This window comes from Pseudomonas sp. S2_H01 (genome assembly GCF_054668305.1).
The window spans coordinates 6,017,819-6,036,895 of the sequence record NZ_CP162756.1 but is presented as its reverse complement, the minus strand read 5'-3'; the positions used below and the strand labels follow the sequence as shown (position 1 = coordinate 6,036,895).

Here is a 19,077-nt window from a genome sequence, read left to right as displayed (position 1 = left end):
CCTTGTGAGCCCTCGTTGCTCCGACGCGGTTGTGGCGGTCGGGAAATCCGTTTTTCAAGCAAGCCGCTCCCCTCCATGGCAAAACCACGGACGGCCGTTACATCGGGAGTTGGGTGCGAAGGGCTGCGTTCGGACGCAGCCCTCAGGTCATGGCGCGTTGATCATTTGGAGGTCATCACCGAAATCTTCGTGATCCCCGAGCGCTCGATCGACGCCATGGCCTTGGCCACCTGGCCGTAGTTGACGCTGGTGTCCGCCTGCAATTGCACGCGCACTTCAGGGTCCTTGGCCTTGACGTCCTTGAGGCTGATCTCCAGTGACTCCGGGGCAATCTCGGATTTGGCGAGGTAGAACTTGCCGTCCTGATCGACGCTGACCACCACCGGATCCTTCTTCTCGGCGGGTGCCACGGCGTCGGTTTTCGGCAGGTTGACCTTGATCGCGTTGGTCATCAGCGGCGCGGTGACAATAAACACCACCAGCAGCACGAGCATCACGTCCACCAGCGGCGTGACGTTCATCTCGCTGAGCACTTCATCGCTGTCTTGAGTGGAGAAAGACATCAGCTCGCCTCCCGCACGGACTGGCCGTGCTTGTGGGCGATGGGCTGACGGCTGACAGCGAAGGCGCTGCGTTGCGCGAGCGAGTCGAAGTCATGGGCGAAGTCGTCCATGTCGGCCACGGCCAGCTTCAGGCGCCGCAGGAAAAAGTTGTAAATCAGCACCGCGGGTACCGCGACTGCGATGCCGACGCCGGTGGCGATCAGCGCATGGCCAATGGGACCCGCCACGGTTTCCAGGCTGGCCGAACCGCTGGCGCCGATGCTTTGCAGCGCTTCCATGATCCCCCAGACCGTGCCGAACAGACCGATGAAGGGCGCGGTGCTGCCGATACTGGCGAGGATGGCCTGACCGGCTTCCAGCGCGCGGCGCTCTTTCTGAATCTGTTGGCGCAGGTTGCGTTCCAGACGGTCCGAGCGGTTGATGGTGTGGGCCAGTTGCTGAGTGGTGCGCGGCGATTCGTCGACCGCCATGGCTTCGAAGCCACTGTTGGCAATACGTGCCAGCGAGCCTGGGTATTGGGTGGCGTGTTCGGCAGCGGTGAGCAGGTCCGGTGCTGTCCAGAAGGCTTTGGTGAACTGTTTGTTCTGGGTTTTCAACTTCAGGTACTGCGCAGATTTGATCAGCAGCAGTCCCCAGCTCAACACCGAGAACACCACCAGTGCCCAGAGCACGCCAGGGACAATCATGGAAGAGAGCGATTCGTTCATGGTTACACCTCACCAGCTATTTAAGAGTTGTCAGTCGTTTGCCTGCCGGGTCATTCCGGCAACTTGAAATCGATGGTCTGGGTCGCGAAGCCTTCAATCGGTGTATCGCCGCGCTTGGCCGGAACAAACTTCCAGTTGCGCACCGTTTCCACTGCCGCATCGTCGAGCACTTGCTTGCCGCTGGACTTGGTCACCTCGACACTGCCGGCGCGGCCGTTGGGCAGCACTTTGATGCGCAGAATCACGCGACCTTCCATGCCTTTACGCAGTGCCGCGCCGGGGTATTCCGGTGGCGGGTTGCCCAGGCTGGCCAGCCCTGAAATCGCTGCCGACTCCTTGACCGGTGCCGCTGGAGCAGCAGGTGCCGCGGGTGCGGGCGTCGGTGACGGAGCCGGCGGCGCTGGCGTGCTCGGTGCGGCGGGCACGGGGGGCGCGGGCGGCGTTGGCTTTTTCACCGGCTCCGGCTTTTTCACCGGTTTGGGCTTCTCGACCTTGGGCTTTTCAACGGGCTTGGGTGGCGGCTTGACCGCGTCCAAATCTTCCACCGGTTGCTCCGGTTCAGGTGGCGGCGGCGGTGGTGGAGGTGGCGGCGGTTCGGGCGGCGGAGGCTCCGGTGTGGGCGGCGTTGGGCTGCTCAACTCGACCGTCATCTCGGGCACTTGCGGCGCAACTTCCGGAACGTCGGCTTTCGCTGTTTGCATGTACCACCAGATGGCCCCGTGAATAAGGACCGAAGCGGCAATCAATAACAACACCTGTGGCCGGTTCAATCCGCCAGGGCGTGAAGTGTTTTCCGTGAAAGGAATACTCGGCCAGACCCCGGAAAGTTCTTCCGGGGACGGCTCGGGCAAGGCTTTCATGTTTACCGCGTCGTTCATTAAAGCTCCCTCGGGTCATTGAAGGGCAATAAGGTTCCGTTCAAACATTTCGTGAATGTTCGAATCCCTGATGCTTGCACTTTCATGAGGCGCAAAACACCCGTGAGCAGACAGAGGTGCGTCAGCTCTTTATCGGAAGTGAGGGTGCAGAGTGGGTTATGGAGACGACATGGATATTCCCTGTTTTCTTGTTGTGTACCTGGATGTACAGCGATGTGTCTGCGTCACTACAGAGGTTCAATAGCAACCGCTATGCCAGCAGAGCCCTCTGCAATGGGGTTTTTGGCCCATTCGGCGCAGATGTCGCATTACTGTAATTTTTTATCGATTCTACGATTAAAGCGTTAGCGAACAACGGTGAACCTTTGGAACCAAGGTTAACGTTGGCGCGAGTGCGTCCGCCGAGCCAGGCGAATACTGTTCGCGAAAGCCCGTATTTATATAAACGGCCGGCGGTGCACCAAACTCGGTAATTGAGGTTCGAATTGGTGCGTGAAGGTTTAACTGTGCATGGTGAACGTCCAGGTTAAAGGTGACTGTAGGGTCATTTAATTATCGAGTGTCTTTTTAACGGGTGAGCAAGAGTGTCCATCGGTAAGTGATGGCTATTTAATGTGTGTGCCGTTTCTTATACGGGAATGTCCCGTTTATATAATTGAGAAGTGTGTGATCGTTAGTGTCTTTTCCATCATCAAGAGCTGGAGTGGATTATCACGATTAACGGACAGCAAAAAATAAAGGAATGGCCCGCGTGAAAACGCGACCGCTCCGGGTGTTGTAAGAATTAAAAAATCAGACGCTGAACAAGGAAGGTTCGACGACGAGGTGACGCACCTGCGGCGAGGTGCACAGGACGGCTTGAAACAGAGCAACGGGCACCGACGGGAACGGCAGGGTGTGGCGGGGTGTGGCGCAAGACAGCAGGGACAGGTCAGACACGAATCGAATTCCTTATCGACGGACGACAAACGGCGGGTTTGCGTCCTGCACTGTTAATGGACAGGGTGCTGTCCTTTTCCTGCACGTTGGTGCGTGTTGCGCACCGATTGGCAGCGTAGACTCACGGCTTTGTGGGGCGTTTGGGTCTATTGGTGGTACTGGCGTTCCACTTGTGAAATACCTTGAAAGAAATGTGCCAAAAAGCTGTCCTTTTGTAACAATTTTGATGCGGCGGTCGATTGACAGCGTTCACGCCTGCATCGACTGCCCATGTTCCTGAGTCTTGAGAGGGTCCTGATGAGCCAGTTTTTTCCTGAGCAGCCCGGTTACCGTCAACTGCGTGAACGTTTTCTGAAGGCTGCGAGCGGTGTGGGTGCGGCACTGAGTGAATACCCGCATCCGCTTCAGGGGCCGTTCGGCGAAGCGTTGTTCACCGACGTGGCCTGGATCGGTGCACCGGATGCCAGCAAGGTGCTGGTGGCGTTAAGCGGCACACATGGCGTGGAGGGGTATTACGGTTCCGACTGTCAGAGTCGCTGGCTGGAAAGCTTGAAGGGCCGCACGCTGCCTGAAGGCGTGGCGGTGCTGATGATTCACCTGATCAACCCGTGGGGCACTGCGTGGATGCGCCGCGTCAACGAAGACAATCTCGACCAGAACCGCAATTACCTGGATTTCAGCCAGCCGCTGCCTGACAACCGTGCCTACCACGATGTGCATGCCTTTTATAGCTGCGAGCAACTGCGCGGGCCGCAGCGTGATCAGGTCGACGCGCGGTTCAACGCCGCTGTCGCGCAGCGGGGCTGGTCAGGCTTGATGTCGGTGGTGGAAGCCGGGCAATACGCGTTTGCGGACGGGCTGTTCTATGGCGGGACTGGGCCGAGCTGGTCGAACCGGACGTTGCGCGCCATTGTCGACAAACACCTGAGCGGCGTCGAGGTGGCGGCGTGCTTCGACCTCCACACAGGGGCGGGGGATTACGGTCATCCGATGCTGATGAGCATTGTGGAGTCAGCCTATCCCGCGCTCGCCGATGCACAAGCGCTGTTCGGTCCGTGGCTGTTCACCCTGATTACAGGGGCCAATCAGGTCAGTGAGACCGGTGTGGCAGCGACTTCCACGGGTTACACCTCACAGATGCTGCTGGACGCATTGCCGGGTGTTCATCTGATGCCGTTTGTCATCGAGTGCGGGACCTACGCCGGCGAGATCGTGCATGGGCATCTGCGTGACGATCACTGGTTGCACCTTCACGGCGACCCGCTGGACGCAACCGGTCGCGCGATCAAGCAAGGGTTGCTGGAGCAGTTTTACCCCGCCGACCCGGACTGGCAGGAAGTGGTGTGGGTGAGGACGCGGCAGATCTGGGAGAAGGCGCTGGCCGCGCTGCCGGGCATCGCACGCTGAGGCTTTGCAGGCGCACGCTGGGTCTGGGTGGAGTCCGCGCCGCTCAGGCCAGCCCGTCAACGAGGCGCTGGGTCAGTGCTGGCAGCAACACCTCGCACGACGCCCCGATTTTCAGATCCAGCAGATCATCCGCGCGGGTTTTGCCCAGGTTGATGGCGATCAGCGGTTTGCCCTGATCGGCGACGGCGCGGCACAAGCGAAACGCCGAATACGCCATTAGCGACGAGCCGACCACCAGCAGCCCCTCGGCCTGTTCGACCCGGGCCATGGCTTTGGCGGCGGTGGGCGGCGCGACGTTTTCCCCGAAGAACACCACGTCCGGCTTCATTCTCTCACCACCGCAGTGCGGGCAATGTGGGACCTGGAAGCGTTCTTCAAAGGCCGGCTCAAGAAGGGTGTCCCCGTCGGGCGCCTGAATGGCGTCGACACCGGCGAGGTAGGGATTGTGTTCCAGCAGCGTGACCTGAACGAGGTCGCGCTCGGTGCGCTGCCGACAGTCCAGGCACAGCACCCAGTGCAGGCTGCCGTGCAGTTCGACCACATCATGGCTGCCGGCCTGATCGTGCAGGGTGTCGACATTCTGGGTAATCACGCCGCTGATGATGCCGTGACGTTGCAGCGTGGCCAGCGCTTCATGCGCGGCGTTAGGCTGAGCGGCGCGCACCCGTGGCCAGCCGAGCATGGCGCGGGCCCAATAACGCCGGCGTGCCTCGGGGGCGTTGAGGAATTCCTGGAACATCATCGGTTGCCGACCGCGACGCACACCGTCGCTGTCGCGATAGTCAGGGATGCCGGAAGAGGTGCTGATGCCCGCGCCCGTCAGGGCGACGAATGAACGCTCGTTCATCCAGTGCAGCAGGGATTTGACATCGGTGTGGGCAAAGGTATCGGACATGCACAGGTCCTCGTGAAAGCGGCGGTGCGCCGATACTAAACGAGGTGGGTGATTTGTGCTTTGAGCGAATGCGCGGTCTTGCGATTGAAATCGACCCTGTGGGAGTTTGCTCGCGAAGGCGTCGGCCCAGTGACGGTGAAGTCGACTGACATGCTGTTTTCCTGAACAAGCTCGCTCTTGCAGGCCATCCGGTGTTCACCAGATCGGCGCTGCCTCACGAAACTGCACCACATTGCCCTCCGGATCGAAGCCGTCACACGCCACAAAACCTCGGGCGGCGAACTGGGTGCCAGGCGCATCGATCTGGCCACCCAGCGCAGCGGCAGCGGTCCGGGCGTCGGCCAGTCGGGCGACGGGAAACACCAGCTTGGTCGGCAGATCGACCCGCCGTTCGGGGGGCGTGGTGATGTTCAGGCGGTCGGCGACGTTTTTTGGGATGCCATGGATGACCAGTTGATAGGTGGCCGATTCCAGCACGATCAACCGGGTCTCCGTGACCGTCTGCGTCATGCCGACCACCTCTCGGTAAAAGGCCGCGACCCGTGGCAGGTCTTTGGCGAACAGCACGGCGCCGTGTTTGGGCAGGTCAAGGGGTGTGGTCATGGTTCTTCCTTGAAGGTGAACGTTGGGCGCGCGGGAGGCGCATTCAGTCGAATTTTTTCAAGTAGCCGTCTGCCAGCTCGATCAACCGTTCGCGGCCGAAGCTCTTGCAATGCCCGCCATGCACCACCCGGGCGGGGAGTGCTCGCAGGCGTCGCATGGTGCGTACGTAGTCCTCGACTGAGGAGTGGACGAGGTTGTCCAGCAGTTCGCCATCGTAAATGGCATCGCCGGAAAACAGCGTTTGGGTCGATGCCTCCCACAAGCCGATGCTGCCCGGTGAATGGCCGGGCAGGTGCAGCACCTCGAAATGGCGATTACCCAAGTCCACGACATCACCTTCTTCCAGCGTGCGTGTGACGTGGGCGGCCTGGATCTTCCAGCTGTTCAAGTCGTAGTCGGGTGAGGGCAGGGCGCTGATGATCGGCCCCAGCCGCTCGCCGCCCAGGGTCGCGAGGCTGAAGTCGTTTGGGTCGAAGTCGGGCTCGACCAACGTGAAATAGCCGTCCGACCCGCGCAGGCCATCGGCTTCGGCGCTGTGAACCAGGCACTGATCGAACTCATGGTGACAGCCGACGTGGTCCAGATGCACATGACTGGCCACCGCACTGATGCGCTGGCCGAAGAGGTTCTTCGCGGCCTCGCGCAGGCTGCAGATGCCCATGCCGGTGTCGACCACGACATCCTGATCGCGCCCGCGAATGTGCCAGATATTGCAGCGCAACCACGGGGTGACATGGGGTTCGGTGATCAGCGTGATGGCGTCGTCGATCTTCTCGAGCGAATACCACTGGTCTGCGACTTTTCTCAGCATGGCGCGTGCCTCGGTCCCGGTGAAAGAGGAGAACCGCCGTCAGCGTCGCAGGTTGTCCGGTTTTTTTGAACCACCTTGGCGGGTCTTTGGCGGTTCTTTTTAAGGTCGTGTGCGTTGGAGGCGGTTTGTCGGGCAAAAAATCAGTAATATGGCGCAACATCGGTGTAGGCCAGTCCTGTGCCGGGCCTTCACGACCATATTGATGAAACACCAGCCCCCGCCAACGCCGGGCGCGCTGGTCAGGAAATAGAGGGTGTCATGGGTAACGAGAGCATTAATTGGGACAAGCTGGGTTTCGACTACATCAAGACCGACAAACGCTTCCTGTCCACCTGGCGTGATGGCCAGTGGGAAAAGGGCACCCTGACCGAAGACAATGTGCTGCACATCAGCGAAGGCTCGACCGCGCTGCACTATGGTCAGCAGTGCTTCGAGGGCCTGAAGGCCTATCGCGCCAAAGACGGTTCGATCAACCTGTTCCGCCCGGACCAGAACGCCGCGCGCATGCAACGCAGCTGCACGCGTCTGCTGATGCCACACGTACCGACCGACATGTTCATCGAAGCGTGCAAGGACGTGGTGCGTGCCAACGAGCGCTTCATTCCTCCCTACGGCACCGGCGGCGCCCTGTACCTGCGTCCGTTCGTGATCGGTGTGGGCGACAACATCGGCGTGCGGGCTGCCCCTGAATTCATTTTTTCGGTGTTCTGCATTCCGGTCGGCCCTTACTTCAAGGGCGGCATGAAACCACACAACTTCGTGATCTCCAGCTACGACCGCGCCGCCCCTCAGGGCACCGGTGCGGCCAAGGTCGGCGGCAACTACGCCGCGAGCATGATGCCGGGCGCCGAAGCCAAGAAGAACGGCTTTGCCGACGCGATCTACCTCGACCCGCTGACCCACTCGAAAATCGAAGAAGTCGGTTCGGCCAACTTCTTCGGCATCACGCATGATGACCAGTTCATCACGCCGAAATCGCCGTCGGTGCTGCCAGGCATCACTCGCCTGTCGTTGATCGAACTGGCGGAGAGCCGTCTGGGCCTGAAAGTCACCGAAGGCGAAGTCTTCATCGACAAGCTGGATCAGTTCAAGGAAGCGGGGGCGTGCGGTACCGCCGCAGTGATCACCCCGATCGGCGGGATCAGCTACCAGAACAAGCTGCACGTGTTCCACAGCGAGACCGAAGTCGGTCCGGTGACCCAGCGCCTGTACAAGGAACTGACCGGCATCCAGTTCGGCGAGATCGAAGGCCCGGCGGGTTGGGTCGTCAAGGTCTGAACCTGACCGAAGCGAACGCTTAATAAAACCACCGCCTTATGGCGGTGGTTTTGTTTGGGTGGCGTTAGCGGTTTGCTCATGCGGTCGGGGCGCGCAGGTGCAGTGTGGGGACTGCACGTAGGTACATTACGCGCGGTCAACCTTCGAGAGGCCGTGCAGAGACCGCATTACGCCGCCACACCAGCCGCCCCACGGTAATCAACCAGTTCACCACCGCCACGCCCAGCAAGATCGTCAGCATCACTGACATCCCGTTCTCGACGATCACCTTGCCCGCCAGCAAGGGAAAACCGAACACTCCGATGAAGTACGCCAGGCTGAACAACAACAGCGACTGGGTCGTTTTGCCCGCGGGGGCTTCGTTGGCCGCCAGGCCGTTGATCACCGAATAGGTCAGGCCGTATCCGACGCCCAGCACGATCGCGGCCAACAGATAGCCAAGGCTGCTGGCGACGACGTACTGAAACATCAGCATCGAGACGACGATCAGCCCTGACAGCAGACACGCCATGACGTAGGGATCGCGTCTGACGACGATGCCGGCCACCAGCATCCGCCCGGCAATCGCGGCGCTCATGAAACCGATGAAAAACAGTGAGTAATCCAGTGAGTGGTCATGTGCGTAGCGGGTCTGGAAGCTCGACAGCCCGCCGAAGATGGCACCGCCCAGCCCGACCATTACAATCGCGAACATCGCTTTGGAGCGCAGTACCGCGACCGCACCTGTCAGCGAAAGCTTCGACGCCACGGCGCCCGACCGGTCAGGCAGTCGGTTGAGGTCGCCTGCCAGACGCCAGAACAGCATCACCCCGACCACGCTTGCCAGGGCTGACATGAAAAATGCCGAGGAAACGGGCAGCCCCGATTGAGTGGCCAGCCGCCCCAGCAGCGGTGCGGACCCGATCCCGCTCATCATGCTGCCGGACAACAACGCGAAGTAACGGGCGCGCTGGGCGGGTTCGACGATCATCGCCACGATGATCGGGCCCAAGGTGTAGAACACGCCCCAGCCAACCCCGAGCACCAGGCCAAACAGCATCATCAGGTGCAGGTGGTTCGCACTGACGGCAAAGCCGATGTTGGCGATGACCAGCGCGATGCCGCAAAGCGCAATCGAGCGCGCAGCGCCCAGGCGGTCGCACAAATGGCCTGAAAACACCACGGCGATGAAGGTGCTGATCATGGCCGCCGAAATGACAGAACCTGCATCCTTTTCATTACCGCCGTGGTTGCTGATCAGCAGTGCTAGCAGGAACGTCGAGCCATACGCCATCGAGAGCAGGTAACTGGCAAGGCAGAACAGGCTGAACAATCGCGGTGAAGGCTTGGCAGTCTGGTGGGTGATGGGGGCGGTCATGTGCAGTCCGTTGTGTGAGAAAGGCATGTTCAAGAAAAACGACGCCAGTGTGAAAGGCATCGACATTGCGTCGCGTACAGGATTTCACACCTCAGGTTCTGCAAACGCTTAACTGACGGTGGGGTGGATTGCTAGCCAGTGGACTATGGTTCAAGCGGGCAGAAGTCCCGACCTCGCAACAACGTCAATAAACAAGAAGGTCAATTAAGAAGAAGGAAGCTTTATGTTCACACGCGCTGTTTCTCGTCCCTTTCAGCGACTCAAACCGCTGACCCTTTCCTTGAGCCTGCTCGCGACAGGCACCGTTTCGGGTGTCTGGGCCGCAGATGCCGAATACCCCCATGCCCATGAAGCCATCGGCACCGTCGAGCAAATCTACGACGGTGCCATGTTGCCGGACCTGGCCGTAAGCACCTATCGCAACATTGACCGGCTGTTCCCGACCCACACCATCAAGGCCGGCGGTCACCCGTATACATTGCCCAAATCCGACAAGCAGTTGGGCAACGTGCATTTCACGTATGAAGGCAAGCAGTACGACCTGTATGATTACGTCGCGCTGGACAGTGTGACCGCGATGCTGGTGATCAAGGACGGCAAGATCGCCTACGAAACCTATCAGCGCGGCAACACCGAGAAAACCCGCTGGATGTCGATGTCGGTCGCCAAGTCCATCACCTCGACCCTGGCTGCCGCCGCCATTCATGACGGCCTGATCAAAGGCCTCGACGCGCAGGTGGTCGACTACGTGCCGGAACTCAAGGGCAGCGCGTATGAGGGTGTGACCGTGCGCGATGTGCTGATGATGTCATCAGGGGTGAAATGGAACGAGACCTACACGGATCCGAAGTCAGACCGTCGCGCGTTGCTCAATGCGCAGATTTCACAGAAGCCGCGGTCGGCCGTGGCGCTGATGGCCAAACTGCCCAGAGCCGCGGAACCCGGCACGGTGAACAACTACAGCACCGGTGAAACACAGATCCTGGGCGAAATCGTGCGTGGCGCGGTGAAGATGCCGCTGGCCGATTACCTGTCGCAGAAGATCTGGCAGCCGTATGGCATGGAAAGCGACGCCAAATGGTGGCTGGATTCCACGAACGGCGTGGAGATTGGCGGCAGTGGCATCAGCGCCACGCTTCGCGATTACGGTCGGTTCGGCTTGTTCTTCATGAATAACGGCAAGGTTGACGGGAAATCGATCTTGCCGGAGGGCTGGGTCAAGGAAGCCACAATGCCGACGACGCTAAAGGGCGGCAAAAAGCTGGATTACGGCTACATGTGGTGGACCGCCTGGACCGATCCGTCGAAGAAGGACGGCGCTTACGCGGCGGTGGGCATCCAGGGGCAGAACATCTACGTCAACCCGGCCAACAACGTGGTGATCGTCACGTTTGGCGCGCAGCCCAAGCCGGTCGACAAAGAACCCATTGACCCGATGGTGTTCTTCGATGCGGTGGTCGCCGAGCTGAAATAGCCGTTCAGCGGACCGGAGCCGCCCGGATCAGGGCGGCTTTTACCAGACGGTTACTGACCCAGGTTGCCGAGCAGGTCAGCCTGGACGATCTCGATCCAGTACGCGTCCGGATCGGCGATGAACGCCACGTGCTTCATGCCTTTGTCCAGCCGTTTGACGAAGGGCACGCCAAGGCCTTCGAACCGTACGCAGGCGGCTTCGATGTCCGGGACCGAGAAGCAGATGTGGCCGAACCCGCGAGGGTCCTTGTTGCCATTGTGGTACTGCGAGTCATCGCTTTCCGTGCCCCAGTTATGCGTGAGTTCCAGCACCGATTCGCGGCTGAAGGTATGGCTCATGCGCGCCGACGTTTCGTCCGGCACCTCACCGCCTTTGGTCATCGCCAGAAACAGCAGCGAGAACTTCGCCTCGGGAAAATCCACCTTGCGCAGCAGCCGCATGCCCAACACTCGGGTGTAGAAATCCAGCGAACGCTCGGGATCCTTGACCCGCAACATGGTGTGGTTGAACACGTAATCCTGGGTGACGGCATCAGGCGTCAGGCAGACACCGGGTTGAGATTCGCTGACGAAGGACATGGCAGGCTGCTCGTAGTGAGTGGTCTTGCAGTGTAGTCAACCTGCTTCGCGGGCGGGTAATACCGGATTACTACGGTTTTTCAGAGGCTACGCATGACCCTATAGGAGCCGTCGGAGGTTACGACGGTCGCCATGGCGGTGCGTCAGACAGAACGCATTCGCGGCCGTCGTAACCTACGATGGCTCCTACAACGATCGCTGTCGACTGGAGCGTCGCATCACCACCGATTGGCTAGCTCAAATCATGCAGGTCTCGTCCGAGAGGCTGGTTCAGCGACCATTCAGAAAACCTTACTTTCAAACCCTGCCGCTGCGGTGTGCAGCACATGGGTCCAACCGTATAGCTTTCTGCCCTTGGAAATGGGGCAAGCCTGAGCAAGGGCCAAGTCTTGCCATCTGTTGAATATTGCAAGCGCAGCACACCCTCGGAAACGGTCAGACGAAGCCAAAAATCGTTTGGGTCGCCCGAAAAGCCGCTGGGTGCCCAGTCTGACTTGCCCTGGGTCAGTACGCTGCAGATCATTGGGCTTCCATCGTTATGCTCTATCCCGGCTTTGAGCCAGGTGTGCTCATTGAGCCTGACCATGATTCCCGCTTGATCATAAAGCTCGCGAAAATCGGCGTTGACTCTGACCTGGGCGGTAAAATCTCCAGCGGTTTCGAATCCCAGGAAATGTCCGCTATCTCGAACGAACCCGTAATGAGTTTCGCGCCAAAAATCGGTTTGGAAATCAGTGACAACCTCTAAAGAATCGTCAGACAGGCGTTGGCAAAGGCCTGGTTTATTCAGCCAACTGGCCGCTTGCCAAATGGACACTTCAACGTCCTGAGTGACCGCTGCAATCTGCTTTTTACACACCGTGCTACCTCACCATTGATTAGCTGAATCCTGCGTTGAGCCCCCGTTTTCCTCTGCGCTGGACCGGGGACAATCTGGTCGGTCAAAAAACCTATTGGCTTGCGTCGCGAACGAGCCAGTGGGTCGCGTCCGCCCAGGCACCAACGGTGACCAACTCCTCCAGGGTTTCCAGTACGATTTTTTCCCAACTCAGCGCCAGACGGCTCAACCGACGGTCCTTGAGAGTCGTCATGGAAACGGTGGATCGAATGCCAGGACGCTCAATAGGATGTCCTACCAAAAGGCCTTTAGAAATGTCTTCCTGCACTGCCGCGTGGGCAATGATTGAATAACCCATCCCCTCAGAGACCAGCTTCTTGGTCAGGCTGACGCTATCGACCTCAAATATGATGTTCAGCTGCAAGCCATTTTGGACGGCAACCTGCTCTACAAGCCGACGATTGCTGTGAGGTAAGCCTGGCAATATCAACGGATATTCCGAGAGCGCACCGATTCGCACGCTTCGAGAGACTTCTTCTGGTGGGCCGACCAATATCATGCGCTCACTGAAGAGCGGTCTCACATCGAACGCTTCCAAAAGCGGCTGGTTATAGACAAGGGCGACTTCAATTCGTCCGGAAAGTAACCATTCCTGCAGAGAGGTACTCTGGCCTTCCAACGCATGCAACGACGCTTTCGGCCAGCGCTCTCGAAACCGGCGAATCAGCTGCGGCCCCACCGTTGCTCCAATGGACGGAGGCAACCCGATTGCGAGGTGGCCGCGCTCTTCAATCGCGCTATTGCGGACATGATCGGTCGTTTCTTCCATGTATCGCAGCATCACTTCTGCACGCTCGAGAAGCCTGGAACCGGCCGCAGTCAGCTCGACGCCTCGACCATGACGGTTAAATAGCTCTACCTGGAGTTGCTCCTCCAGTTTCGCAATCTGCCGACTCAGCGCAGGTTGCGCGATAAACAGCTCTCTGGCAGCCCTGCTGAATCCACCCGCGTGCGCGACTTTTACAAATGAACGTAGCTCTCTTATGTCCATCACAGGACTCCCATGCCTTTTAAGCATAGCTTTTTATCAAAATAAGGTTTTTGCGCCTAGCTCTGCTTTTTTCTATGCTCCTGACAAATACCTCGCCTGTTCGCAAGTTGCCACCGCGACAGACGAAATCACAAGAACAATGACGCCCTCCAAGGGCGAGGAAACGCCATGAATCAGTTGAAGAAACTGCATGTGCAAGTGCTCATCGCACTCGTCGCTGCGATCATCCTCGGCTTCGCCGCCCCGCAATGGGCCATCGCCATGAAGCCCATCGGACAAGCATTCATTGCACTGCTGAAAATGATGCTCGCGCCCATCGTGTTCGTCACGCTCGTACACGGCCTGACCCACGTTCAGGACATGCGCAAGCTCGGACGCATGGGGATAAAGTCGCTCCTGTACTTCGAGGTTGTCAGCACCATCGCGATGATCGTTGGCTTTGTTCTGGTGAACGTCGTCCAGCCAGGCGTCGGCCTGCATGCGACAGGCATGAATGAGTCTGCAGAAGCCGTTAAAGCCACCTCGGCGGCGGGCAGTGTGTCGATGGTTTCGTATCTGCTTAGCCTGATTCCTCATACCCTCGTAGACGCTTTCGCTAAAGGCGATATCGTCCAGGTGTTGCTGATCTCGGTGCTGGCCGGCATTGCCATCAATCGTGTCTGCGGACAGGACTCGGTCGCCGTTCGAGCGATAGGCGAAGCCCAGGACATTCTGTTCAAAATGCTCAGTTTCATCATGAAGCTTGCCCCGCTCGGAGCATTTGGCGCGATGGCTGCGGCCATTGGCAGCTATGGCGGTGACACGCTTCTCTACCTCTTGAAGCTGATCGCGGTTTACTACGCAGCGTCGCTGTTCTTCGTTTTCGGCGTGCTGGGTACGATCAGTTGGTCAATCGGTCTTCCATTCGGCAGCGTTCTTCGCCTTATCAGAGAAGAGATCCTCCTGGTCTTCGGAACGGCATCCGGAGAGGTGGCATTCCCACGCCTGGTGGAGAAGCTCAAGCGCAGCGGCTGCGATGAAGTCGTGGTGGGTTTCGTGCTGCCAGCGGGCTACAGCTTCAACCTGGACGGCACAGCCATCTACATGGCCATCGCCGTCGGCTTTATCGCTCAAGCCACCGACACACCTTTTTCGCTGTGGCAACAGCTTGGGCTCCTGGCAATCCTCAGCGTGACGTCCAAAGGGGGCACCACCGTCGCCGGCGGCGCATTCATCAAGCTCGCTGCAACCCTCCAGTCCGTGCAAACCCTGCCTCTCAGCGGCCTTGGGCTGCTGTTCGGTATTGACCGAATCATGGCAACTGCCACAGCCCTCACCAACATCGTTGGCAACACCATCGCCGTGTTCGCAATTGCCCGATGGGAAGGTGCCTTCGACCCCAAAGCCTTTGAGCGTGAGACCGGCCGCACTCCATCGCGAACCCTTCTGCGTCCTTCACCAGACGCCATTACTCGTGAAGGCGCCATCGAGGCGACCCGCAAACCTCAATCTCAGAACTCCTGACAGGAATAAGTCATGAATCGACTTTTGCCAATCGATCCGCAGCAAATGAGTGATGCCCAGCGGTTGGTTTATGACCGCATTGCAAACGGACCCCGCAAAGGTGTACGCGGCCCTCTTGCGATATGGCTGCATCGCCCGCAGCTCGCGGAGTGCTCCCAGGCACTGGGACGTTATTGCCGGTATGACAGCAGCCTGGAGCCGCGTCTCTCTGAACTCGCGATCCTGCTCATGGGTCGCCACTGGCTGGCTGAGTACGAATGGGCCGCGCACAAGCCATTTGCGTTAGAGGCCGGCCTGGCCCCAGAGATCATCGACGCGATCCGGGAGGGGGTTGAGCCTGCATTCAAAAAAGCAGATGAGGTGTTGGTGTACCGCTTTATTCGCGAACTCCATGCCCAGCGCGGCATCAGCGACGCACTCTACAGCGAGTTCACGAACCTGTTGGGCAATGACGCCATCGTCGACCTGGTGGGTATTGCCGGGTACTACACCCTCATTTCCATGACCATCAAGGTGTTCGAGGTTCCACCTCCGGCAGGCGCCGCCCCCGAACTCCCTACTCACTTAAGCGAAGGAATTTCCCATGACTGATACGCTTCCAACCAGTGATCGCCTGAAGGGCAAAGTCGCTATCGTGACCGGCGCAGGCTGTGTGGGCGCAGGCTGGGGCAACGGGCGCGCCGTTGCAGTCTTGTTCGCCTCTTCTGGCGCAAAGGTGTTCGCAGTGGATCGAAACCTGGATGCGATGGAAGAGACGTTAGGGCGCATTCGGGAATTTGGGGGGGAGGTCACCTCTTATGCCTGCGACGTCACTGACAGCCACGCCGTCGCTGCCATGGTTGCGGCCTGCAAAGAGACGTACGGCCAGGTAGACATTCTGGTGAACAACGTCGGGGGCTCTGCTGCAGGGGGGGCGGTCGCCCTGACCGAAGACAAGTTCGATGCCCAGATTGCGCTCAATCTCAAGAGTGTTTTCCTGACCTGCAAGCACGTACTGCCGATCATGGAGGCGCAGGGGAGTGGATCGATCATCAACACCGCTTCAACGTCCGGCATTCGCTTCACCGGCTCGGCACAGGTTGCATACGCCGCGAGCAAGGCCGGTGTTATTCATCTATCCAAGGTCACTGCAGTCGAATACGCCCCGAAAGGCATTCGCGTGAACACCGTTATCCCTGGCCAGCTGCACACCCCGATGGTTGAAGTGCGCCTTGCGGGGCAACGCACCGGCGGCGATGTCAGCAAGCTCCTCGATTCTCGCCTCGCGCGGATCCCGCTGGGTTTCATGGGGGACGGTCGCGATACCGCATTTGCTGCGCTTTATCTGGCCAGCGACGAGTCCCGTTTTGTCACTGGAACCGAGATCGTTGTGGACGGCGGCATGAGCGCTCGTTGCGACTGATACGCCCGGGGCTTCGCACGCCGTTGCCCTCGTCCCTATAAGAATAAGAGTGAAGCACCATGGATGAACTGTCCTCCAGCCAGGCGGCGCGCCGCCTGTTTATCAAGCAGACCGCAGTGGCTGCCGCAGGCGTTGGCTTGCTCGGCGGCGCGGTGAAAGAGTCCCTCGGAGCTACTATGTCTACTCCCTCCAACTTAACGGGTATGTGGGATTGCCATACGCATATCTACGGCCCGTGGGAACAGTTCCCGCTACCGGCGAACGCCGCGTACACCCCACAACCGGCTCCATTTTCCGAATTGCTGGCCCTGCATAAACGTCTGGGCATCAGTCAGGGCGTGCTGGTACAGGCTGCCCCTTATGGTACAGATCATTCCGCAATCCTGGCCGCAATCAAAAGCAGCGGTGGACGCTATCGCGGTGTAGGGATCATTGATGACCACACCACCGACGACCAACTCCAGTTGTTGCACGACGGTGGCCTGAGGGGGATCCGCTTCAACCTGATGGGACACCTTCCTGGGGCCCGGGATCCGATCAAGCTTCGCCGAATGGCTGAACGGGTTGCGCCACTGGGATGGCACGTGCTCGTGCATGGCGAAATAAAGGGCCTGATGCCGTTTCTGCAGGCTTGGCAAGATCTCGACACACCGCTGGTGATCGATCACATGGCCCGGCCGGACTTCACCAAGCCTGTGGACAATGACGTGCTGTCTGCACTTGAGACTGAGCTCGGGCGACCGAACCGTTGGATCAAACTCTCCGGTATTGATCGGGCGATGCAAGGCGCGCCAGGGCCATGGCCACACGCAATGGATCAAGTCAGGACGCTGCTCGATTGCGCGCCTGATCGGGCGATCTGGGGTTCAGACTGGCCTCATCCAAATATCAAGGGCCCGGTCCCCGACGACGCTCAGTTGATGGAATTCATCCTGCAGGTGTGCGGCACACCTGCCTTGCAGAAAGCAGTCATGGTCGACAACCCGGCTCGCCTCTACGCCTGATTACGTTTGATCTGAAAGGGGTAAGTAATGGACGAAATCAGTTGGCGTCCAAGCACCCGCGTGCCCGATCCACGGGTACGCGTGCTTGATTCGAGGTTCGAACACTACCGGCTGCCCCACGCCAAAGTGGAGCGCCTGGGCACAGGAATGCGGTGGGCAGAAGGCCCCGCCTGGTTTGGAGACGGTCGTTATGCCTTGCTCACCGATCTGCCGAACGACCGAATAATGCGTTGGGATGAAGTGACCGGCGCCATGAGTACGTTCAGGCAGCCCTCTAACCAGGCAAACGGGATGACCCGAGACCGCCAGGGCCGTCTGATTGTCTGTGAGCACGGGGGGCGCAGAGTCACACGCACAGAGTATGACGGCAGCATCACCGTGTTGGCCGACAGCTATGCAGGCAAGCCTTTGAACTCCCCGAATGACGTCGTAGTGAGGTCTGACGACAGTGTGTGGTTCACCGATCCACCCTTCGGCCTGGTCAGTGATTACATGGGTCAACAAGGGACTCCATCGCTGCCAGCCAACCTCTACCGAATTGACTCCACCGGGACTGTCCAGTGCATCGCCGAGGATCTGGAAGGCCCTAACGGACTCGCGTTTTCACCCAATGAAAAAACCCTCTACCTGGTCGAGTCCAGAGCTCGACCGCGCCGGATCGTTGCATACGACGTTGATCGCCTGGGCGAGGTCAGCAATCGTCGCGTCCTGATTGATGCCGGCGAGGGGCTGCCTGACGGGCTGCGTATAGACGTTGACGGCAACCTTTGGTGCGGTTGGGGCGCCCCCGACGCAGCGCTCGACGGTGTGAGGGTCTTTGCACCTGATGGCACTGCAATCGGTCATATCGAGCTGCCCGAGCGGTGCGCCAACCTGTGCTTCGGCGGCCCTCGAAATAACCGGCTGCTGATGGCCTCCACGACCTCTCTTTATTCGTTGTTCGTCAACACTCGCGGCGCCTGAAAACGCCCCGCCATGAAGGAAGCACTATGAAAAAAACAACATCCGCGCCCCTTTTACTGTCGACTGGCCTGGCCAGCCTGCTGACATTCACCCAGGTGGCCGACGCCACCGAATTGAAGATCATCGCCAGCGGTGCCCTCAGAGGTGCGATGGCTGCGCTGCAACCGGCATACGAAAAGGCCAGTGGTAATACGTTGTCTATCAGTTGGGGCCCGTCCATGGGCGAGTCTCCAGAGTCGATTCCCCAGCGCATTAAGCATAAAGAACCCATGGACCTGGCCGTCATGGCCGATGAGACCCTTGAGCTGCTCGCTCCATCGGGCGCGTTTGATATGGCGACACGCCGGGAGATTGCCGATTCGCGGATTGGTGTCGGCGTACCTCACGGCAAACCTAAACCGGATATCTCGACCGTTGCCGCGCTGAAATCGGCTTTGCTTAACGCTGACAAGATCGCTTACTCCCAAGGCGCGAGCGGCGTCTTCATCAGGACCGAGCTCTTCAAGCAGCTAGGCATTTCCGATCAGGTCAAAGGCAAAACGGTTGAAGTTGAAGGGAAGGAGCTTGTAGGAACAGCGCTGGCCCGGGGTGAAGCCGACATCGGCATGCAGCAGGTGAGTGAGCTGAAGGTTACACCTGGCGTGGACTATCTGGGCCCGCTTCCCGACGCAGTTCAAAAGGTCAGCCGCTTCTGTGCGGCCGTCGCCGGGCAATCACCGAACTCAAAACCTGCCAAGGAATTCATTGCCTTTCTTAATAGCGACGAAGCCCGCGAACTGCTCGTGAAAAGCGGCCTTGAACCTGCCAAATCTCACTAAACCGAGGA

At 59.2% G+C, this 19,077-nt stretch carries 20 protein-coding genes; 9 read left to right on the top strand and 11 right to left on the bottom strand.

The window, feature by feature from the left end; translation table 11 throughout:
- Positions 1-161: 161 nt before the first annotated feature.
- The 4 genes from AB4N84_RS26960 to AB4N84_RS26945 all read right to left on the bottom strand — a co-directional run bounded on the left by AB4N84_RS26960 (position 162) and on the right by AB4N84_RS26945 (position 3,087).
- Complete coding sequence (locus tag AB4N84_RS26960) at positions 162-563, bottom strand: ExbD/TolR family protein (protein WP_074756720.1); 402 nt, start codon at positions 561-563, stop codon at positions 162-164.
- A complete protein-coding gene (locus AB4N84_RS26955; RefSeq protein WP_460044028.1) occupies positions 563-1,270 on the bottom strand; it encodes a MotA/TolQ/ExbB proton channel family protein in 708 nt (235 codons plus the stop codon). The genes AB4N84_RS26960 and AB4N84_RS26955 overlap by 1 nt, the downstream gene beginning before the upstream one ends.
- Positions 1,271-1,320: 50 nt before the next feature.
- On the bottom strand, positions 1,321-2,148 hold the full coding sequence (locus tag AB4N84_RS26950; RefSeq protein WP_460044026.1) for an energy transducer TonB: 828 nt from the start codon (positions 2,146-2,148) through the stop codon (positions 1,321-1,323).
- A gap of 792 nt (positions 2,149-2,940) precedes the next feature.
- On the bottom strand, positions 2,941-3,087 hold the full coding sequence (locus AB4N84_RS26945; protein ID WP_460044024.1) for a hypothetical protein: 147 nt from the start codon (positions 3,085-3,087) through the stop codon (positions 2,941-2,943).
- A 297-nt stretch (positions 3,088-3,384) separates the two neighbouring features.
- Here AB4N84_RS26945 and AB4N84_RS26940 point away from each other — a divergent pair, with 297 nt between their 5' ends.
- Positions 3,385-4,494, top strand: a complete 1,110-nt coding sequence (locus AB4N84_RS26940; protein WP_460044023.1) for a DUF2817 domain-containing protein — start codon at positions 3,385-3,387, stop codon at positions 4,492-4,494.
- 43 nt (positions 4,495-4,537) lie between these two features.
- Here AB4N84_RS26940 and AB4N84_RS26935 read toward each other — a convergent pair whose 3' ends face one another.
- The 3 genes from AB4N84_RS26935 to AB4N84_RS26925 all read right to left on the bottom strand — a co-directional run bounded on the left by AB4N84_RS26935 (position 4,538) and on the right by AB4N84_RS26925 (position 6,803).
- Positions 4,538-5,341, bottom strand: coding sequence for an NAD-dependent protein deacetylase (locus AB4N84_RS26935; RefSeq protein WP_244165904.1), 804 nt, complete (start codon positions 5,339-5,341; stop codon positions 4,538-4,540).
- A gap of 243 nt (positions 5,342-5,584) precedes the next feature.
- Positions 5,585-5,992 (bottom strand): VOC family protein, encoded by a 408-nt coding sequence (locus AB4N84_RS26930; RefSeq protein WP_460044022.1) that lies wholly within the window; start codon positions 5,990-5,992, stop codon positions 5,585-5,587.
- A gap of 43 nt (positions 5,993-6,035) precedes the next feature.
- On the bottom strand, positions 6,036-6,803 hold the full coding sequence (locus AB4N84_RS26925) for an MBL fold metallo-hydrolase (protein WP_074756714.1): 768 nt from the start codon (positions 6,801-6,803) through the stop codon (positions 6,036-6,038).
- 258 nt (positions 6,804-7,061) lie between these two features.
- On the opposite strand from AB4N84_RS26925, the gene AB4N84_RS26920 reads away from it, so the two are divergent.
- Positions 7,062-8,081 carry a branched-chain amino acid aminotransferase gene (locus AB4N84_RS26920; RefSeq protein WP_074756712.1) on the top strand — a complete coding sequence of 340 codons (1,020 nt, stop codon included), beginning with the start codon at positions 7,062-7,064 and terminating at the stop codon, positions 8,079-8,081.
- Positions 8,082-8,217: 136 nt separating this feature from the next.
- On the opposite strand, the gene AB4N84_RS26915 is transcribed toward AB4N84_RS26920, so the two are convergent.
- Complete coding sequence (locus AB4N84_RS26915) at positions 8,218-9,438, bottom strand: MFS transporter (protein WP_460044020.1); 1,221 nt, start codon at positions 9,436-9,438, stop codon at positions 8,218-8,220.
- A gap of 223 nt (positions 9,439-9,661) precedes the next feature.
- Between AB4N84_RS26915 and AB4N84_RS26910 the strand changes: the two genes are divergently transcribed.
- Positions 9,662-10,912 (top strand): serine hydrolase domain-containing protein, encoded by a 1,251-nt coding sequence (locus tag AB4N84_RS26910; RefSeq protein WP_460044019.1) that lies wholly within the window; start codon positions 9,662-9,664, stop codon positions 10,910-10,912.
- 50 nt (positions 10,913-10,962) lie between these two features.
- Here AB4N84_RS26910 and gloA read toward each other — a convergent pair whose 3' ends face one another.
- The 3 genes from gloA to AB4N84_RS26895 all read right to left on the bottom strand — a co-directional run bounded on the left by gloA (position 10,963) and on the right by AB4N84_RS26895 (position 13,379).
- A complete protein-coding gene (gene gloA / locus AB4N84_RS26905) occupies positions 10,963-11,490 on the bottom strand; it encodes a lactoylglutathione lyase (protein ID WP_460044018.1) in 528 nt (175 codons plus the stop codon).
- Positions 11,491-11,722: 232 nt separating this feature from the next.
- Positions 11,723-12,301, bottom strand: a complete 579-nt coding sequence (locus AB4N84_RS26900) for a DUF1349 domain-containing protein (RefSeq protein ID WP_460047158.1) — start codon at positions 12,299-12,301, stop codon at positions 11,723-11,725.
- 139 nt (positions 12,302-12,440) lie between these two features.
- Entirely contained in the window at positions 12,441-13,379 is a 939-nt protein-coding gene (locus tag AB4N84_RS26895; protein WP_460044017.1) for a LysR family transcriptional regulator, read from the bottom strand.
- Between the two features lie 168 nt (positions 13,380-13,547).
- On the opposite strand from AB4N84_RS26895, the gene AB4N84_RS26890 reads away from it, so the two are divergent.
- From AB4N84_RS26890 to AB4N84_RS26865, 6 genes are all read left to right on the top strand, one after another.
- Positions 13,548-14,882, top strand: coding sequence for a cation:dicarboxylate symporter family transporter (locus AB4N84_RS26890; protein ID WP_460044015.1), 1,335 nt, complete (start codon positions 13,548-13,550; stop codon positions 14,880-14,882).
- 12 nt (positions 14,883-14,894) lie between these two features.
- Positions 14,895-15,473: a carboxymuconolactone decarboxylase family protein gene (locus AB4N84_RS26885; protein WP_460044013.1), complete on the top strand. Its 579-nt coding sequence runs from the start codon at positions 14,895-14,897 to the stop codon at positions 15,471-15,473.
- Entirely contained in the window at positions 15,466-16,284 is an 819-nt protein-coding gene (locus AB4N84_RS26880; protein WP_460044012.1) for an SDR family NAD(P)-dependent oxidoreductase, read from the top strand. Before AB4N84_RS26885 ends, AB4N84_RS26880 begins: the two co-directional genes overlap by 8 nt.
- Positions 16,285-16,343: 59 nt before the next feature.
- Complete coding sequence (locus AB4N84_RS26875) at positions 16,344-17,288, top strand: amidohydrolase family protein (protein WP_460044011.1); 945 nt, start codon at positions 16,344-16,346, stop codon at positions 17,286-17,288.
- 27 nt (positions 17,289-17,315) lie between these two features.
- Complete coding sequence (locus AB4N84_RS26870) at positions 17,316-18,251, top strand: SMP-30/gluconolactonase/LRE family protein (RefSeq protein WP_460044010.1); 936 nt, start codon at positions 17,316-17,318, stop codon at positions 18,249-18,251.
- Between the two features lie 95 nt (positions 18,252-18,346).
- Complete coding sequence (locus AB4N84_RS26865; RefSeq protein WP_460044009.1) at positions 18,347-19,069, top strand: substrate-binding domain-containing protein; 723 nt, start codon at positions 18,347-18,349, stop codon at positions 19,067-19,069.
- Positions 19,070-19,077: the final 8 nt, after the last annotated feature.

Bases quoted from the DNA above. Each gene is read 5' to 3' on its own strand.
- AB4N84_RS26960 (WP_074756720.1), bottom strand. From the start codon at position 563: ATGTCTTTCTCCACTCAAGACAGCGATGAAGTGCTCAGCGAGATGAAC.
- AB4N84_RS26955 (WP_460044028.1), bottom strand. From the start codon at position 1,270: ATGAACGAATCGCTCTCTTCCATGATTGTCCCTGGCGTGCTCTGGGCA.
- AB4N84_RS26950 (WP_460044026.1), bottom strand. From the start codon at position 2,148: ATGAACGACGCGGTAAACATGAAAGCCTTGCCCGAGCCGTCCCCGGAA.
- AB4N84_RS26940 (WP_460044023.1), top strand. From the start codon at position 3,385: ATGAGCCAGTTTTTTCCTGAGCAGCCCGGTTACCGTCAACTGCGTGAA.
- AB4N84_RS26935 (WP_244165904.1), bottom strand. From the start codon at position 5,341: ATGAACGAGCGTTCATTCGTCGCCCTGACGGGCGCGGGCATCAGCACC.
- AB4N84_RS26930 (WP_460044022.1), bottom strand. From the start codon at position 5,992: ATGACCACACCCCTTGACCTGCCCAAACACGGCGCCGTGCTGTTCGCC.
- AB4N84_RS26925 (WP_074756714.1), bottom strand. From the start codon at position 6,803: ATGCTGAGAAAAGTCGCAGACCAGTGGTATTCGCTCGAGAAGATCGAC.
- AB4N84_RS26920 (WP_074756712.1), top strand. From the start codon at position 7,062: ATGGGTAACGAGAGCATTAATTGGGACAAGCTGGGTTTCGACTACATC.
- AB4N84_RS26915 (WP_460044020.1), bottom strand. From the start codon at position 9,438: ATGACCGCCCCCATCACCCACCAGACTGCCAAGCCTTCACCGCGATTG.
- AB4N84_RS26910 (WP_460044019.1), top strand. From the start codon at position 9,662: ATGTTCACACGCGCTGTTTCTCGTCCCTTTCAGCGACTCAAACCGCTG.
- gloA (WP_460044018.1), bottom strand. From the start codon at position 11,490: ATGTCCTTCGTCAGCGAATCTCAACCCGGTGTCTGCCTGACGCCTGAT.
- AB4N84_RS26895 (WP_460044017.1), bottom strand. From the start codon at position 13,379: ATGGACATAAGAGAGCTACGTTCATTTGTAAAAGTCGCGCACGCGGGT.
- AB4N84_RS26890 (WP_460044015.1), top strand. From the start codon at position 13,548: ATGAATCAGTTGAAGAAACTGCATGTGCAAGTGCTCATCGCACTCGTC.
- AB4N84_RS26885 (WP_460044013.1), top strand. From the start codon at position 14,895: ATGAATCGACTTTTGCCAATCGATCCGCAGCAAATGAGTGATGCCCAG.
- AB4N84_RS26880 (WP_460044012.1), top strand. From the start codon at position 15,466: ATGACTGATACGCTTCCAACCAGTGATCGCCTGAAGGGCAAAGTCGCT.
- AB4N84_RS26875 (WP_460044011.1), top strand. From the start codon at position 16,344: ATGGATGAACTGTCCTCCAGCCAGGCGGCGCGCCGCCTGTTTATCAAG.
- AB4N84_RS26870 (WP_460044010.1), top strand. From the start codon at position 17,316: ATGGACGAAATCAGTTGGCGTCCAAGCACCCGCGTGCCCGATCCACGG.